The following is a 16,631-nucleotide window of genomic DNA, read 5'->3' as shown; positions in this document are numbered from 1 at the left end:
TGGTGGACAGTCGGCAGGTGGCGTGTCATTACGCGGAGCAGTTTGTGGATGGGGCGGCCTGAAACTGCACCGATCGAACTGTAGGAGCGAGCCGGCTCCGGGCGGCGTTCCGACGATGGCGATGGGTCAGTTGGCATTGATATTGGCTGATTAACCGCTATCGCGAGCAGGCTCGCTCCTACAGGGGACACCATCGCGCTCATCAACCCCGTCCCTGCCGATTGCGCATCAATCGGCAGCGACGGGGTTTTCTTTTATCGGCAACCTACGTCTGGCTATCGCCCTCATCCGGATCATCGGAATCAGGCTCATCAGTGGTCGAGTCATCATCATTGCCCGCGCCACCCTGCCCCTGATCCCCCGGCTCCGATTCCGACTTGGCCAACATCAACCCACTGTGTCCGACCTGCCCACTCGACGCCTGGGTATCGTGCTGCGTGCATTCGGCCCAGGCCATCGACGTCCCGAACGACAACATCACCAACACCTTCAACATCAACAACACCCGCAGCAACCTGTTCATAGCCGCTCCCTTCCTTTCGTAAAGTGCCTGACTGGCGCTGAGTAAAATCTAGCGCGGTTCCTCAGGTAGGACGCTTACTAATGGAAAGAAATGCCGGAAACACAGAGACTGGATTTGAATAACACCTATATCAAAACTTGCTAACACCGCTGAACACTGGAGCTGGCTTGTCAGCGAAGAGCGTCAACGATGACGCGTGCATCCTGACGAAACGCGGTGCCCTCAGGTTCATCGTCGGATCGCCGCCCGGAGCGGGCCCGCTCCCTCATTAGAGAATCGGGTCCAGCCAACCAACACCCGCTGCGAGTCGCAAGCGGGAGTGCAGCCCACAGATTGAGTTGAAGCCAACAAAAAACCCCGCAGCTCTCGCGTGCGGGGTTTTTGGTATTGCTGCTCAGCGCTTAGTGATGCTCACGGGTCGCGCGGAATTTCACGTCGGGCCAGCGCTCTTCCATCAACGCCAGGTTGACCCGGGTCGGAGCCAGGTAGGTCAGGTGACCGCCGCCGTCGACCGCGAGGTTTTCCACGGCCTTGTTGGAAAATTCCTCAAGCTTCTTCTTGTCGCTGCAATCAACCCAGCGCGCCGAGTAAACGGTGATCGGCTCGTAGGAGCATTCGACCTTGTATTCCTCTTTCAGGCGGCTGGCGACCACGTCGAACTGCAGCACACCGACGGCACCGAGGATGATGTCATTGCTGCGTTCCGGGAAGAACACCTGGGTGGCGCCCTCTTCGGCCAGTTGCTGCAGCCCCTGGCGCAGTTGCTTGGACTTCAGCGGATCGCGCAGGCGCACACGGCGGAACAACTCCGGGGCGAAGTGCGGGATGCCGGTGAAACCGAGGACTTCGCCTTCGCTGAAGGTGTCGCCGATCTGAATGGTGCCGTGGTTGTGCAGGCCGATGATGTCGCCGGCGTAGGCCTCTTCCAACTGCTCACGCTCGGAGGAGAAGAAGGTCAGCGCATCGCCGATCCGCACATCCTTGCCAGTACGCACGTGGCGCATTTTCATGCCTTTTTCGTACTTGCCGGAGCAAATGCGCATGAAGGCGATACGGTCGCGGTGTTTCGGGTCCATGTTCGCCTGGATCTTGAAGATGAAGCCCGAGAACTTCTCTTCCACCGGCTCCACGGTGCGCTCGTTGGCCACCCGTGCCAGCGGTTTCGGCGCCCAGTCGACCACGGCGTCGAGCACATGGTCGACCCCAAAGTTGCCGAGTGCTGTACCGAAGAACACCGGGGTCAGCTGACCGTCGAGGAACTCCTGCTGGTTGAATTCGTGGCAAGCGCCCTGCACCAGTTCCAGTTGCTCGACGAAACGCTCGTACTCGTCACCCAGGTGGGCGCGGGCTTCGTCCGAGTCGAGTTTCTCGATGATCTTGGTTTCGGTGCGCTCGTGACCGTGGCCAGCGGTGTAGACAATGATGTAGTCGTCGGCGAGGTGATAGACACCCTTGAAGTCACGGTAGCAACCGATCGGCCAGGTGATAGGCGCAGCCTTGATCTTCAGGACCGCTTCGATTTCATCGAGCAGCTCGATCGGGTCACGGATATCGCGGTCGAGTTTGTTGATGAAGCTCACGATTGGCGTGTCACGCAGACGGCAGACATCCATCAGCGCGATGGTCCGTGGCTCTACACCCTTACCGCCGTCGAGGACCATCAAGGCCGAGTCGACCGCGGTCAGGGTGCGGTAGGTATCTTCGGAGAAGTCTTCATGGCCCGGGGTGTCGAGCAGGTTGATCATGTGCTCGCGATACGGGAACTGCATGACCGACGTGGTAATCGAGATACCCCGCTGCTTTTCCATTTCCATCCAGTCGGAGGTGGCATGGCGGTCGGACTTGCGAGATTTCACCGTGCCGGCAACCGCAATCGCCTTGCCCATCAACAAGAGTTTCTCGGTGATGGTGGTTTTACCCGCATCGGGGTGGGAAATGATGGCGAAAGTGCGGCGTTTCGCGACTTCGGCGGCCTGGTTGGTCATGGGAAATCGCCTGGCAGGTGATTCAAAAAAGGGCGCAGATTATAGCCCAACTTGAATCAATAACCGAACCGTTGAGCACATCAGGGGTGGCCAAATGCTGCCTGAGATGGGAACCTTTTAAAGCGTAGAGACGTCCACTCCCCTGTTACGACCATTCGTCAGGGACTGAAACATCTGCAAAATCAGCCTGACGAGGCTGTGCTCATGGCTCGACCTCCTGCCGTTCTTACCGGCGTTGGCGAGCTGCTCTTCGTGAACATTTTCCCGGCCGCCAGGCATGGCGTTGCCACACGGGAATGTGTCCGCCGACTGAAAAAAGGAGTCCGCCTGTGGCTATTCGCTATGGCAAAGGGCTGATAGGAGGCGCGCTGGTAATCGCCCTTCTGGCCCTGCTGATCCACTGGATCGGCATCAACACGATCGAACTGTACCGCGACGATTTGTTGTTTTACCTGCAAGCTCATCTGATCCTGGTTCTCGCGTCCATGCTGGCCGCACTCGTCGTTGGCATCCCCGCCGGTATCTGGCTCAGCCGCCCAAGCATGGCCGGTCGCGCCGAACGCTTCATGCAAGTGTTCAACATCGGCAACACCGTACCGCCCCTGGCCGTCCTGGCCATCGCCCTGGGGATCCTCGGGATTGGCAGCGGCCCGGCGATTTTCGCCCTGTTCCTCGCCTCCCTGCTGCCCATCGTGCGCAACACCTACGAAGGCCTGAAAAACGTCCAGGTTTCACTCAAGGAAGCCGCCACCGGCATCGGCATGACCCCGCGTCAGGTGCTGTGGCAGGTCGAATTGCCCAACGCTGTGCCGATCATCATCGGTGGCGTGCGCGTCGCGCTGGCGATCAACGTCGGGACCGCACCGCTGGCGTTCCTGATCGGCGCCAATAGCCTGGGCAGTCTGATTTTCCCCGGCATCGCCCTGAACAATCAGCCGCAATTGCTGCTCGGCGCGGCCTGCACCGCCCTGCTGGCGTTGTTGCTCGATGGCCTGGTAACACTTGCCAGCCGTCTCTGGCTCGAACGCGGCTTGCGCCCGTCTTAAGCCCCGGCAAAGGAATCGTCATGAAAACCACTAGCTTTTTATTAGGCTGCGTCCTGCTGTTCGCAGGATTTGCCCAAGCCGCGGAAAAACCGCTGATCCGCATTGGCGCCCGGGTGTTCACCGAACAGACCCTGCTCGCCGAAATCACCTCGCAATACCTGCGCACCAAGGGTTACGAGGTGCAAGTCACCGGCGGCCTGGGCAGTAATCTGGCGCGCAGTGCCCACGAAAGCGGCCAGTTGGACATGCTCTGGGAATACACCGGCGTTTCGCTGGTGGCCTACAACCATGTCACTGAGAAACTCGATAGCGAGCAGTCCTACGCCCGAGTGAAAGAACTCGACGCGAAAAAAGGCCTGGTCTGGCTGACGCCATCGAAATTCAGCAACACCTATGCCCTCGCCCTGCCGCAGAAAGTGGCGCAGGAATACCCGCAGATCAACAGCATCAGTGACCTCAACCAGGTCCTGCGCCAAGAGAATAAAAGCAACAACCTGGTGGCGCTGGACACTGAGTTCGCCAATCGCTCGGACGGTCTGGCTGGCATGGTCAAACTCTACGACATGGACCTGACGCGCAAGAACATCCGGCAGATGGACGCCGGCCTGGTCTACACCGCGCTGCGCAACGGCCAGGTGTTTGCCGGACTGGTCTACACCACCGACGGTCGCCTGAATGCGTTCGGGCTCAAGCTGCTGGAAGACGACAAACACTACTTCCCGGACTACACCGCTGCCCCAGTGGTACGTCAGGCGTTTCTCGACCAGCACCCGCAACTCGCCGCACAACTCAAGCCGCTGGCCGAACTGTTCGACGACGAGACCATGCGCCAGCTCAATGCCCGGGTCGATGTCGATCACCAGAGCCCTTCCGTGGTTGCCGCTGACTTCCTGCGCCAACACCCGATCAACTGAGGAGAAAACGTCATGGACTTCTTCAACGCTTTTTCCCACCTTGACTGGCAACAGGTCCTGCACCTGACCTGGCAACACATCACCCTGGTCGGCATCGCGGTGACCCTGGCGATTGTCGTCGGCGTGCCGCTGGGCATCCTGATGACCCGCTTCCCCGCGCTTGCCGGACCGCTGCAGGCCAGCGCCACCGTACTGCTGACTGTGCCATCGATTGCCCTATTCGGCCTGCTGCTGCCGTTCTACTCGAAATTCGGCCAGGGCCTGGGACCGCTGCCGGCGATTACCGCGGTGTTCCTTTATTCCCTGCTGCCGATCATGCGCAACACCTACCTGGCGCTGACCGGCGTCGAACCAGGGATTCGCGAAGCCGCGCGCGGCATCGGCATGACCTTCGGCCAACGCCTGCGCATGGTTGAACTGCCGATCGCGGTGCCGGTGATCCTCGCCGGCGTGCGTACCGCCGTGGTGATGAACATCGGCGTGATGACCATTGCCGCCACCATCGGCGCCGGCGGCCTCGGCGTGCTGATCCTCGCCTCCATCAGTCGCAGCGACATGTCGATGCTGATCGTCGGCGCGCTGCTGGTCAGTCTCCTGGCCATTTTCGCCGACCTGCTCCTGCAATGGCTGCAACGCTCGCTGACTCCAAAAGGACTGCTCAAATGATCGAACTTCAAAACCTGACCAAGACTTTTCAAAGCAACGGCAAGACCGTATCCGCCGTCAACGACGTAAGCCTGACCGTCAACGAAGGCGAAATTTGCGTATTCCTCGGCCCCTCGGGCTGCGGCAAGAGCACCACGCTGAAGATGATCAATCGCCTGATCAAGCCGACCTCGGGCAAGATCCTGATCAACGGCGAAGACACCACCGATCTGGACGCGGTGACCCTGCGCCGTAACATCGGCTACGTGATCCAGCAGATCGGCCTGTTTCCCAACATGACCATCGAAGAAAACATTGTGGTGGTGCCCAAGCTGCTGGGCTGGGACAAGCAGAAATGCCACGACCGCGCCCGCGAGCTGATGAGCATGATCAAGCTCGAGCCCAAGCAGTACCTGCATCGCTACCCGCGTGAATTGTCCGGTGGCCAGCAACAGCGGATCGGGGTGATTCGTGCCCTCGCCGCCGATGCACCGCTGTTGCTGATGGATGAACCCTTCGGTGCGGTCGACCCGATCAACCGCGAGATGATCCAGAACGAGTTCTTCGAAATGCAGCGAGCGCTGAACAAGACGGTGATCATGGTCAGCCATGACATCGACGAAGCGATCAAGCTCGGCGACAAGATCGCCATCTTCCGCGCCGGTAAACTGCTGCAGATCGACCACCCGGACACCCTGCTGGCGCACCCGGCGGATGACTTTGTCAGCAACTTCGTCGGCCAGGACAGCACCCTCAAGCGCCTGCTGCTGGTCAAGGCCGAAGACGCGGCAGACAACGCGCCCTCCGTCAGTCCCGAGACTCCGGTGGCCGACGCACTGGAACTGATGGACGAACACGACCGTCGCTACGTGGTGGTCACCTGCGCCGAGAACAAGGCACTGGGTTATGTACGACGTCGCGACCTGCACCGTCAGACCGGCACCTGCGGCCAGTACCTGCGCGAGTTCAACGCTACGGCGGCCTACGACGAACACCTGCGCATCCTGTTGTCGCGCATGTACGAATTCAACCGCTCGTGGCTGCCGGTAATGGATGCAGAGCGGGTTTTCCTGGGCGAGGTGACGCAGGAGTCGATTGCGGCGTACCTGAGTTCGGGGCGTTCGCGGGGGATGAAGACCAATATCGTGTCGCCGGCTGAGGTGGCGGCGGTTTGATCACACTTACCATCTGTTAAACCGCAAAAACCTGTAGGAGCGAGCCTGCTCGCGATGGCGCAATGTCAGCTGAAGAAAGTATCGGCTGTGAAATTGCTATCGCGAGCAGGCTCGCTCCCACAGGTATCGTGTCATTCTCAGCAAAGCATCCACCGGAAAAAAATCTCAACACTCGGCACTGCAAAAAAACACACTTTGAACCGCAAAATCCCTCACAGAAAACTTTCTAGCCGCCAACGTCGCCGATGTTGCGCCCATCGCACTTACCCATGATCGAGCGCACATCAGCATCGAACGTGCAGGTATTTTTAACACCCGAAAATTTTCCGGGAACATCTGCCCGTCATCTGAGTCGGCTACAAAGAGTGCTGTGGAGGACGCACGTCAGAAGCGTGCAAAAACGCGACATTTTTTGTTGCTCTCAAGCCCCTCACGCCCTAAAGTTCGCGCCGAACGTCCATGCTGGAAACGATCCATCCGGCTCAAGTACTGACGACGAGACAGCAAGGCCAAGGGAAAAGCTGAACATCCCATGGCCTTTTTGCTTTCGGCGACATGCCTTGGGAAGTAGGCGAACCAAAGTGGGGATACGGAGGACGTTCATTTGCACCCATTGATTTCTAACGTTTGCCAGTAGGAGCTTCCCGATATGTCGATCCAGGTCGAAGACTATTTCGCGCGCGATACCTTTCAGAAAATGAAGGCGTTCGCCGACAAGCAAGAGACCCCATTCGTGGTGATCGACACCGCGATGATCGCCCAGGCCTATGATGACCTGCGCGCCGGTTTCGAATTCGCCAAGGTCTACTACGCGGTCAAGGCCAACCCGGCCGTCGAGATCATTGATCTGCTCAAGGAAAAGGGTTCGAGCTTCGACATCGCCTCGATCTACGAGCTGGACAAGGTCCTGGCTCGCGGTGTCAGCGCCGACCGCATCAGCTACGGCAACACCATCAAGAAGTCCAAGGACATCCGCTACTTCTACGACAAAGGTGTGCGCCTGTACTCCACCGACTCCGAAGCCGACCTGCGCAACATCGCCAAGGCCGCACCGGGTTCGAAAGTCTACGTGCGCATCCTTACCGAAGGCTCGACCACCGCTGACTGGCCACTGTCGCGCAAATTCGGCTGCCAGACCGACATGGCCATGGACCTGCTGATCCTCGCTCGCGACCTCGGCCTGGTGCCGTACGGCGTGTCGTTCCACGTCGGTTCGCAACAGCGTGACATCAGCGTCTGGGACGCAGCGATCGCCAAGGTCAAAGTGATCTTCGAGCGCCTGAAAGAAGAAGACGGCATCGTCCTCAAGCTGATCAACATGGGCGGCGGCTTCCCGGCCAACTACATCACCCGTACCAACAGCCTGGAAACCTACGCCGAGGAAATCATCCGCTTCCTCAAGGAAGACTTCGGCGACGACCTGCCGGAAATCATCCTCGAGCCGGGCCGTTCGTTGATTGCCAACGCCGGCATCCTGGTCAGCGAAGTGGTGCTGGTTGCACGGAAATCGCGCACTGCCGTCGAGCGTTGGGTGTACACCGACGTGGGCAAATTCTCCGGCCTGATCGAAACCATGGACGAAGCCATCAAGTTCCCGATCTGGACCGAGAAGAAAGGCGAGATGGAAGAAGTGGTCATCGCCGGCCCGACCTGCGACAGCGCCGACATCATGTACGAGAACTACAAGTACGGCCTGCCGCTGAACCTGGCCATCGGCGACCGCCTGTACTGGCTGTCCACCGGTGCCTACACCACCAGCTATAGCGCAGTTGAATTCAACGGCTTCCCGCCACTGAAGTCGTTCTACGTTTAATAGCGACCTGTAGGAGCGAGCCCGCTCGCGAAAAGCCAGAGAGCAACGCGTTCACCCAAACTGAACGCGTTGCTACGCTACCTGCAACTGCTCCATACGTAGCCTGTAATCCTCCGCCATCGCCCGAATCCGCACATCCTGCGCACTCTCCAGCGCCTGACTCGCCACCGCGAGAAACTTCAGGTTGCCACCCGCCAGCGCCTCACGCAGCCATCCCAGCGCCGCCTCTATCTGCCCCTGGGCGGCCAGCACTGCTGCATAGCTGAACTGCCCGCGAAAATCCCCGCCCTGTGCCGAACGCCGGTACCACTCGACCGCGCCCGCCGGATCGGCCGGACAAAACCGCCCTTCCTCCAGATAGCGCCCCACCAGGTTCATCGACTTGGCGTGGCCCCGTTCAGCGGCACGACGATACAAGCCCAGTGCCTGGGGCTGATCCTCGAGCACCCCGCGCCCGGTCGCCAGCAGGTTGGCGAGGTTATACATCGCCCAATCCAGGCCCGCTTCGGCGGCGACTCGATAGTGTCGCGCGGCAACGGCAGCGTCTGCGGAACACCCCCAACCGTGCTCATGACAACGGCCGAGCATGTTGCGCGCCATCAGGTGGCCCTGTTGCGCCGCGATGCCGAACCAACGCATGGCCAGCGCCTGATCCTGGGCGATGCCCTGGCCGTCGAGCAGAATCTGCCCGAGCAAGGCCTGGGCCTCGAGTTCACCTTCGCGGGCGGCGATCAGAATCGCCTGGGCCGCGCGGGCGGGGCTTTCGTCGAGCATGGCGCGCAGGCGCTCGGCGTCGAGGGTTTCTTCGCGGCGTAAACGAAAATCGGTCACTTACACCTCGACCCAGCGCCGAAGCAGGTTGTGGTAGGTGCCGGTCAAGCGAATCAACGAGGGGTGATCGGGCATGTCGGCGGTCAATTGCTGGATCGCCTCGTCCATCTCGAACAACAAGGCACGCTGGCTGTCCTCGCGGACCAGGCTCTGGGTCCAGAAGAACGAGGCGTAACGCGTGCCGCGAGTGACCGCGTTGACCTTGTGCAGGCTGGTGCCCGGGTACAGCACCATGTCGCCGGCAGGCAACTTCACGCGCTGGGTGCCGAAGGTGTCCTGGATCTCCAGTTCGCCGCCGTCGTATTCGTCCGGATCGCTGAAGAACAGGGTCGACGACAGGTCGGTGCGCACCCGCTCGACGCTGCCTTTGGGCTGGCGCACGGCGTTGTCGATATGAAAGTCGAAACTGCCGCCGGCGGTGTAGCAGTTGAGCAGCGGCGGAAACACCTTATGCGGCAGCGCGGCTGACATGAAGCGCGGATTTTTCCACAACCGGTCGAGCATCGCCGCGCCGATTTCCTGAGCCAGCGCATGGCCTTCGGGCAATTGCAGGTTGTGCTTGGCCTTCGCCGACTGGAACCCGGCGGTGATCTTGCCATCCGCCCAATCGGCCTGTTGCAGAGCCTCGCGAATGCGCTGCACCTCCTCACGGGAGAACAAGCCGGGAATGTGCAGCAGCATGGCGCGATACCTGAAAGTCAAGAGGGCGGTAATGGTATTGATTCTTATTGATGAAGTAAAACCGGCATGACGAACGAGAACGTAAAAACCGTAAGGACAAATTGTAAAGAATGTAAATTCAATGCAAATAGCAATAAATCGCAATTGTTAGAAATACCTGTTTACCCTATATTCCGCGTCCTCAAATCCTTGGGGAGGGGAATTCACCATGTCACGTCAACTACCACAATCACCCGTCAGCACGCCGCGCTTGCTCGCTTCCGCCATCGGCGTGGCGATCACCGCCGGCTCCGCCGGCCAGATGGTTTTCGCCGCAGAAAAGACCGACGCGAAGACTTCCGGCAATGCGATCGCGCTGGACGCCACCAGCGTTACCGGTGAGGCGCAGGACTCAACGTCCTACCAGGTTGAAAAGGCATCCTCGCCCAAGTACACCGCGCCGTTGGTTGACACCCCACGTTCCGTGACCGTGATTCCGCAACAAGTCCTCAAGGACACTGGCGCCCTGAACATGCAGGACGCCCTGCGCACCGTTCCAGGCATCACCTTCGGCGCTGGCGAAGGCGGCAACCCGCAAGGCGACCGTCCGTTTATCCGCGGCTTCGACGCCCAGGGCGATACCTACCTCGACGGCGTGCGCGACACCGGTTCGCAGAGCCGCGAAATCTTCGCCGTTGAATCGATCGAAGTCAGCAAAGGCCCGAACTCCGCCATTGGCGGTCGTGGCGCAGCCGGCGGCACCATCAACCTGGTGAGCAAGAAGGCGCATCTGGGCGATTCGTTCGACGGTGGCTTCACCTACGGTTCCGACCAGACCCGCCGCTACACCCTGGACGGCAACTACCAGTTCAGTGACAGCGCCGCTGGCCGTCTGAACCTGATGAGCCACGAAAGCAATGTGGCCGGCCGTGACAGCGTCGACTACGACCGCTGGGGCGTCGCGCCATCCCTGGTCTTCGGCCTGGGCACCGATACCCGCGTCAACCTCGACTACTACCATCTGGAAAGCAACGACACGCCAGATTCGGGCATTCCTTACACCATCCCGGCCGGCGGCTCGGCTGCGCGCACCAAGTCCAATCCGGACAAGCCCTACGCCGGCGGTGACAGCAGCAACTTCTACGGCCTGGACAACCGCGACTTCCGCAAGACCCGTACCGACACTGCGACCTTCGCCATCGAGCACGACCTGAACGACGCGCTGACCGTGAAGAACACCCTGCGTCACGGCAGCAGCATGCAGGACTACATCCTGACCCAGCCAGACGACAGCAAGGGCAACGTTAACAACGGTACGGTGTGGCGCCGCGCCAACACCCGCGTCAGCAACACCGACACCACCACCAACCAGACCGATCTGTTTGGTGATGTGTACATCGCTGGCTTCAAGAACAGCTTCTCCACCGGTATCGAGTTCAGCCGCGAGGAAAGCGAGAAATCCGGCTACCTCGTCAACACCGACACCACGCCAGGCACGCCAGTTACACCCACGGATCCGGGCACCCAATGCCGCCCGTCGATGGTCGGCGCATCCAGCGGTTTCAACTGCACCTCGCTGTCCAACCCGAACGCGGGCGATCCGTGGAACGGCGCGATCTCGCGCAACTACGCCGGCACCGACACCAAGGCCGACACCCGTGCGATTTACGTGTTCGACACCCTGGAACTATCGCAGCAGTGGCTCGTGAACATGGGCCTGCGCTACGACCACTTCAACACTAAATACCGTACCTATGACGCCACTGGCGCCACCGTCGTGACCAAAGGCAACGCGGCCAAGGGTGAAGACACCAGCGAGTTCATTACCGGTCAGTTCGGCGTGGTCTACAAGCCGGCGGAAAATGGCAGCATCTATGCGTCCTACGCCACCTCGGCGACTCCACCGGGCAGTTTCGTCGGTGAAGGCCAGGAAACAAACCTGCCACCTGGATCCACTGACCGCGCTGGCAACCTGCTCAAAAGCGACATGGAGCCGGAAACCACCAAGAACTACGAAATCGGCACCAAGTGGGACCTGCTGAACGATCGCCTGTCGCTGACCGCCGATATCTTCCGTACCGAGAAAGACAACGCCCGCGTTCAGGTTGACTCGACCACCTATGAAAACGCCGGCAAAACCCGCGTTCAAGGTATCGAGTTGTCGGCCACCGGCAAGATCACCGACAAGTGGCAAGTGTTCGCCGGCTACGCCTACATGGACAGCGAGCAAGTTGACGGCGGCCCGCTCAGCGTGACCGACGGCAACGAATTGCCGAACACCCCGAAAAACAGCGCCAGCGTCTGGACCACTTACCAGATCACGCCGAAGCTGACCGTCGGTGGCGGCGCGTTCTACGTCGACGACGTGTTCGGCAGCGTGGCCAACACCACCATGGTTGATTCCTACGTTCGCTACGATGCAATGGCCGCCTACAAGCTGACCAAAAACATCGACCTGCAACTGAACGTGCAGAACCTGACCGACGAAACCTACTACGACAAAGCTTTCTCGACCCACTTCGCCAACCAGGCGGCGGGCCGTACGGCATTGCTGAGCACCAACTTCCACTTCTGATGGAAGCGTGAACACCAGGGCCCCGTTCATCTCGATGAGCGGGGCCTTTGTGCGTAAAAGGCAAAGCCTGCAGACAACCCACGGCATAATGCGCGCCGTGAAAATTCTTTGAACGAAACAAGGCGGTCGATGTGTTGAAGAAAACCCTGTTCCAGCTGCACTGGTTCTTCGGCATCAGCGCAGGCCTGGTACTGGCCTTGATGGGCTTTACCGGCGCCACGGTGTCGTTTCAGGACGAGATCATGCGGGCCATCAACCCCCAGGTGTTGCGGGTGGAAAAACTCCCGGCCGGGGTGTTGCCGCCGGTTGAGCTGGTGGCCAAGGCCGAGGCCATCGAAGGCAAGAAAGTCGCGATGCTCTGGGTCGACACCGACAGTGGCTATGCCGCGCGCCTGTTCTTCACTCCGCCGCCGGGGGAGCGGCGCGGGCAGATGCGCTACGTCAACCCGTACACCGGCGAATTCACCGGCGATGCCGTGGGCCAGGACTTCTTCGGCCTGATGCTCCAGCTGCACCGATTCCTGGCGATGGGCGATACCGGTCGGCAGATCACCGGCGCCTGCACCCTGATCCTGATCTTTTTCTGCCTGTCCGGGCTCTACCTGCGCTGGCCGCGCCAGTGGCAAAGCTGGCGCGCCTGGCTGACCCTGGACTGGAAGAAGAAAGGCCGCAGCTTCAATTGGGACCTGCACTCGGTAGCCGGCACCTGGTGCTTGCTGGCTTACCTGTTGGCGGCCCTGACCGGGCTGACCTGGTCGTACGAGTGGTACAACAAGGGTGTGACCCGACTGCTGTCCGACGCTCCGCAGAACGAGCGCGTGCGCGAGGGTCGCGGTGCGCGACCACCGGCGGGACCGCCCCCGGTGGCTGACTACAACGCGATCTGGAGCAGCATCTACAGCGCCGCCGGGCCGGACCTGAGCGCCTACAACGTGCGTATGCCGCCAGTGGCCGGCCAACCCGCGACCGTGTTCTACCTGCTGAAAACCTCGCCCCATGAGCGTGCGTTGAACCAGATCAGCCTCGACCCGGCCACCGGAGTGATCAAGCGTCACGATCGCTACAGCGACAAGAGCTTCAAGGCGCAACTGTTGACCAGCGTGTACGCGCTGCACGTCGGCAGTTATTTCGGCCTCGCCGGACGCATCATCTTGATGGTCACCTCGTTGCTGATGCCGCTGTTCTTTATCACTGGCTGGCTGCTCTACCTAGACCGTCGACGCAAGAAACGCCAGATCAAGCAGGCGCGTAAAGACCTTGCGCCGAGCAATAGCAACACTCCGGCCTGGTTGATCGGCTTCGCCAGCCAGAGTGGGTTTGCCGAACAATTGGCCTGGCAGACCGCCAGCCAACTGCAAGCGGCCGGCATGCCGGTCAAGGTCCAGCCCTTGGCGTCCGTTAGCGAGCAAGACCTGCGTGAATCGAACAACGCATTGTTCGTGGTCAGCACCTTCGGCGACGGCGAAGCGCCGGACAGTGCCCGTGCTTTCGAGCGCAAGGTCCTGGGCCAGGCAGCCAGCCTGAGCAGCCTGAACTATGCGGTGCTCGGCCTGGGTGATCGCCAGTACCAGCACTTCTGCGGTTTCGCCCGGCGCCTGCACCAGTGGCTGGCGCAGCACGGCGGCACCACACTGTTTGCCCCGGTTGAAGTCGACAGCGGCGATCCCTATGCCCTGCGTCACTGGCAACAGCAACTCGGTCAGCTGACCGGGCAGGCCCCGGCCGAACTTTGGCAGGCCCCTGGCTACAACAACTGGACCCTTGATCGGCGCGAGCTGATGAACCCGGATAGCAGTGGTTCAGGCGTGTACTTGCTGGGCTTGAGCGCACCCGATAACAGCAGTTGGCTGGCAGGTGACCTGGTGGAAGTGCTGCCACGCAACTGTCCGTGGGCGATTGAGCATTTCCTCGATGGCCTTGGCATCCCCGGCAACACCTCGGTGCAACTCGATGGTCTGCTGGAAACCCTTGAGCAAGCCCTGGCCAGCCGTCAGTTGCCGAACAACCGCGCACATCTGGTGGGCCTGCATGCCCAGGCGCTGGTCGATGCGCTGGTGCCACTGGCCATGCGCGAATATTCGATCGCCTCGATTGCCGCCGACGGTGTGCTGGAGTTGATCGTGCGCCAGGAACGGCATGCCGATGGCAGCCTGGGCATCGGTTCGGGCTGGCTGACCGAGCACGCACCACTGGGCTCGCCAATCAGCCTGCGGGTACGGCGCAACAGCGGCTTCCATCTGCCGCCGACCCCGGTGCCGATGATTCTGCTGGGCAACGGCACCGGCCTTGCTGGTCTGCGCAGCCTGCTGAAAGCACGAATAGCCGACGGCCAGACACGCAATTGGCTGCTGTTCGGCGAGCGTAATCGGGAACACGACTACCTGTGCCGCGACGAATTGGAGAGCTGGCTGATCGAGGGTGACCTGGAGCGCCTGGACCTGGCTTTTTCACGGGATCAGGCTGAGAAAATCTACGTCCAGGATCGGTTGCGCGAATCGGCGGCGCTATTGAAAAAGTGGCTGGCGGAGGGTGCGGTGATTTATATCTGCGGCAGTTTGCAGGGGATGGCGTCGGGGGTGGATCAGGTGCTCAACGAGGTGCTTGGCCCTGACGAGGTTGAGCGTTTGATCGAGCAAGGGCGATATCGCCGGGACGTGTACTGATCCACCTACCCGTATCTGTAGGAGCGAGCTTGCTCGCTCCTACAGAGGGGGGAGAAATCAGGCGCTGGCGGGTTCGACCGTCAGCTCTACCGCTTCCGGTCGCTTGACCAACGCATACACCACCGCCGTCAACAGACTGCCGGCAACAATCGCCAGCAAATACAGCAACGCATGGTTGATCGCATTCGGGATCAGCATCACGAACAGGCCACCGTGTGGCGCCATCAGTTTGCAGCCGAAGTACATCGACAGCGCACCGGTCAAGGCGCCACCAGCAATGCTCGCCGGAATCACCCGCAGCGGGTCTTTGGCGGCAAACGGAATCGCGCCTTCGGAGATAAAGCACAGCCCCAGCACCAATGCCGCCTTGCCCGCCTCACGCTCGGTCTGGGCGAACTTGCGGCGGGCGATGAAGGTGGCGATGCCCAGACCAATAGGCGGCACCATACCGGCGGCCATGGTCGCGGCCATCGGCGCATAACTCTGCGAGGCCAGCAGCCCCACCGAGAATGCGTAGGCGGCCTTGTTGATCGGCCCACCGAGGTCGACGCACATCATGCCGCCGAGCAACACCCCCAGCAGAATCGCGTTGGTGGTGCCCATGCTGTCGAGGAAGTGGGTCAGGCCGGCAAGCATCCCGGCCACCGGTTTACCCACGACATAGATCATCACCAGGCCGGTGAACAGACTCGCCAGCAGCGGAATGATCAGAATCGGTTTCAGCGCTTCCAGGCTCTGGGGCAAACGCGCATAACGATTGATCGCCTGCGCCGCGTAGCCGGCGAGGAAACCGGCAATGATCCCGCCGATAAACCCGGCGCCCAGGGTGCTCGCCAGCAGCCCGCCAATCATGCCCGGCGCGAGGCCAGGGCGGTCGGCGATCGAATAGGCGATGTAGCCCGCCAGCAACGGCACCATCAATTTGAAAGCGCTCTCGCCACCGATCTGCATCAGCGCCGCTGCAAGACTGCCCTGTTCTTTGAAAGCTTCGATGCCAAACACAAACGACAGGGCGATCAACAAGCCGCCCGCAACGACCATTGGCAACATGAACGACACACCGGTCAGCAGGTGCTTGTAGACCCCGGTCTTCTCTTGTTTGGAGGCCACCTTGCCAGCGCTGGCGGCGCTCTCCTGCTTGCCTTCGGCGAGCGCTTTATTCAGCGTCGCCTCGGCCTGCTTGAGGGCGATACCAGTGCCACAGCGATAGATTTTTTTGCCGGCGAAACGCTCGGTCGGCACTTCAATGTCCGCCGCCAACAGCACCACGTCGGCCGCTTCGATGGCCTCGGCGCTCAACGGATTGCGCGCGCCGACCGAGCCCTGGGTTTCCACCTGTAGCTCGTAGCCCAGGCGTTTCGCGGCTTGCTGCAAGGCTTCGGCGGCCATAAAGGTGTGGGCGACACCGGTCGGGCAGGCGGTGACGGCCACCAGACGTGGTGCGACCTGCGCTTGCGCTACGGGTTCGGCCAGCGCTTGCACCGGGCTATGGATTTGCGCCTCTTCAGCACCCCGACGCAACACTGCATCGACGTCCTGCAGGGCCTGGGACGGTGTGCTCTGGAACAGACGCTTGCCGACGAATCGCGACAGGTCCAGCGTCCCAGTGCTGACCAGCAACACCCACTCCGCCTCATCGAGGGTCGCGGCTGATAATTGGCGCTCCGGATGCGCCGCATCGTGCACTTCGACACTGGTGCTCCAACCCTGGCGCTGCGCCGCCGCATCCAGCAAGCGGGCGCAGAGCACACTGGTGACCATGCCGTTGGGGCAGGCAGTAACAATGGCTAACTTCATGACC

General features: G+C 60.9%; 12 protein-coding genes. 7 read left to right on the top strand and 5 right to left on the bottom strand.

Going from position 1 to position 16,631, the window contains the following annotated elements:
* Window positions 1-265: 265 nt before the first annotated feature.
* The gene (locus NR126_RS20870; RefSeq protein WP_105754827.1) at window positions 266-523 is read right to left on the bottom strand and encodes a hypothetical protein; all 258 of its coding nucleotides are present in this window, start codon (window positions 521-523) and stop codon (window positions 266-268) included.
* 401 nt (window positions 524-924) lie between these two features.
* On the bottom strand, window positions 925-2,508 hold the full coding sequence (locus NR126_RS20865; RefSeq protein ID WP_027619380.1) for a peptide chain release factor 3: 1,584 nt from the start codon (window positions 2,506-2,508) through the stop codon (window positions 925-927).
* A gap of 296 nt (window positions 2,509-2,804) precedes the next feature.
* On the opposite strand from NR126_RS20865, the gene NR126_RS20860 reads away from it, so the two are divergent.
* The 5 genes from NR126_RS20860 to NR126_RS20840 all read left to right on the top strand — a co-directional run bounded on the left by NR126_RS20860 (window position 2,805) and on the right by NR126_RS20840 (window position 8,101).
* Window positions 2,805-3,554 carry an ABC transporter permease gene (locus tag NR126_RS20860; RefSeq protein WP_371321428.1) on the top strand — a complete coding sequence of 250 codons (750 nt, stop codon included), beginning with the start codon at window positions 2,805-2,807 and terminating at the stop codon, window positions 3,552-3,554.
* Between the two features lie 20 nt (window positions 3,555-3,574).
* Window positions 3,575-4,468, top strand: a complete 894-nt coding sequence (locus NR126_RS20855) for a glycine betaine ABC transporter substrate-binding protein (protein ID WP_027619378.1) — start codon at window positions 3,575-3,577, stop codon at window positions 4,466-4,468.
* Between the two features lie 12 nt (window positions 4,469-4,480).
* Complete coding sequence (locus tag NR126_RS20850) at window positions 4,481-5,134, top strand: ABC transporter permease (RefSeq protein WP_027619377.1); 654 nt, start codon at window positions 4,481-4,483, stop codon at window positions 5,132-5,134.
* A complete protein-coding gene (locus NR126_RS20845; protein ID WP_027619376.1) occupies window positions 5,131-6,288 on the top strand; it encodes a betaine/proline/choline family ABC transporter ATP-binding protein in 1,158 nt (385 codons plus the stop codon). The genes NR126_RS20850 and NR126_RS20845 overlap by 4 nt, the downstream gene beginning before the upstream one ends.
* A 649-nt stretch (window positions 6,289-6,937) precedes the next feature.
* Complete coding sequence (locus tag NR126_RS20840; protein WP_027619375.1) at window positions 6,938-8,101, top strand: type III PLP-dependent enzyme; 1,164 nt, start codon at window positions 6,938-6,940, stop codon at window positions 8,099-8,101.
* Between the two features lie 72 nt (window positions 8,102-8,173).
* Here NR126_RS20840 and NR126_RS20835 read toward each other — a convergent pair whose 3' ends face one another.
* Together NR126_RS20835 and NR126_RS20830 are read right to left on the bottom strand one after the other, a co-directional pair.
* Entirely contained in the window at window positions 8,174-8,932 is a 759-nt protein-coding gene (locus NR126_RS20835; RefSeq protein WP_256831016.1) for a tetratricopeptide repeat protein, read from the bottom strand.
* On the bottom strand, window positions 8,933-9,613 hold the full coding sequence (locus tag NR126_RS20830; RefSeq protein WP_105754829.1) for a Fe2+-dependent dioxygenase: 681 nt from the start codon (window positions 9,611-9,613) through the stop codon (window positions 8,933-8,935). It abuts the gene before it with no gap.
* Window positions 9,614-9,821: 208 nt separating this feature from the next.
* On the opposite strand from NR126_RS20830, the gene NR126_RS20825 reads away from it, so the two are divergent.
* Entirely contained in the window at window positions 9,822-12,167 is a 2,346-nt protein-coding gene (locus tag NR126_RS20825) for a TonB-dependent siderophore receptor (protein WP_256831015.1), read from the top strand.
* 131 nt (window positions 12,168-12,298) lie between these two features.
* Window positions 12,299-14,830 (top strand): sulfite reductase flavoprotein subunit alpha, encoded by a 2,532-nt coding sequence (locus tag NR126_RS20820; protein ID WP_256831014.1) that lies wholly within the window; start codon window positions 12,299-12,301, stop codon window positions 14,828-14,830.
* 57 nt (window positions 14,831-14,887) lie between these two features.
* Here NR126_RS20820 and NR126_RS20815 read toward each other — a convergent pair whose 3' ends face one another.
* Window positions 14,888-16,627: a PTS fructose-like transporter subunit IIB gene (locus tag NR126_RS20815; RefSeq protein ID WP_105754831.1), complete on the bottom strand. Its 1,740-nt coding sequence runs from the start codon at window positions 16,625-16,627 to the stop codon at window positions 14,888-14,890.
* Window positions 16,628-16,631: the final 4 nt, after the last annotated feature.

The sequence above is a fragment of the Pseudomonas sp. Pse1 genome, from assembly GCF_024519635.1.
GTDB lineage: Bacteria > Pseudomonadota > Gammaproteobacteria > Pseudomonadales > Pseudomonadaceae > Aquipseudomonas.
This window is presented reverse-complemented; position numbering and strand designations above follow the sequence as displayed.

Bases quoted from the DNA above. Each gene is read 5' to 3' on its own strand.
- NR126_RS20825 (WP_256831015.1), top strand. From the start codon at position 9,822: ATGTCACGTCAACTACCACAATCACCCGTCAGCACGCCGCGCTTGCTC.
- NR126_RS20840 (WP_027619375.1), top strand. From the start codon at position 6,938: ATGTCGATCCAGGTCGAAGACTATTTCGCGCGCGATACCTTTCAGAAA.
- NR126_RS20855 (WP_027619378.1), top strand. From the start codon at position 3,575: ATGAAAACCACTAGCTTTTTATTAGGCTGCGTCCTGCTGTTCGCAGGA.
- NR126_RS20830 (WP_105754829.1), bottom strand. From the start codon at position 9,613: ATGCTGCTGCACATTCCCGGCTTGTTCTCCCGTGAGGAGGTGCAGCGC.
- NR126_RS20865 (WP_027619380.1), bottom strand. From the start codon at position 2,508: ATGACCAACCAGGCCGCCGAAGTCGCGAAACGCCGCACTTTCGCCATC.
- NR126_RS20815 (WP_105754831.1), bottom strand. From the start codon at position 16,627: ATGAAGTTAGCCATTGTTACTGCCTGCCCCAACGGCATGGTCACCAGT.
- NR126_RS20850 (WP_027619377.1), top strand. From the start codon at position 4,481: ATGGACTTCTTCAACGCTTTTTCCCACCTTGACTGGCAACAGGTCCTG.
- NR126_RS20860 (WP_371321428.1), top strand. From the start codon at position 2,805: ATGTGTCCGCCGACTGAAAAAAGGAGTCCGCCTGTGGCTATTCGCTAT.
- NR126_RS20845 (WP_027619376.1), top strand. From the start codon at position 5,131: ATGATCGAACTTCAAAACCTGACCAAGACTTTTCAAAGCAACGGCAAG.
- NR126_RS20870 (WP_105754827.1), bottom strand. From the start codon at position 523: ATGAACAGGTTGCTGCGGGTGTTGTTGATGTTGAAGGTGTTGGTGATG.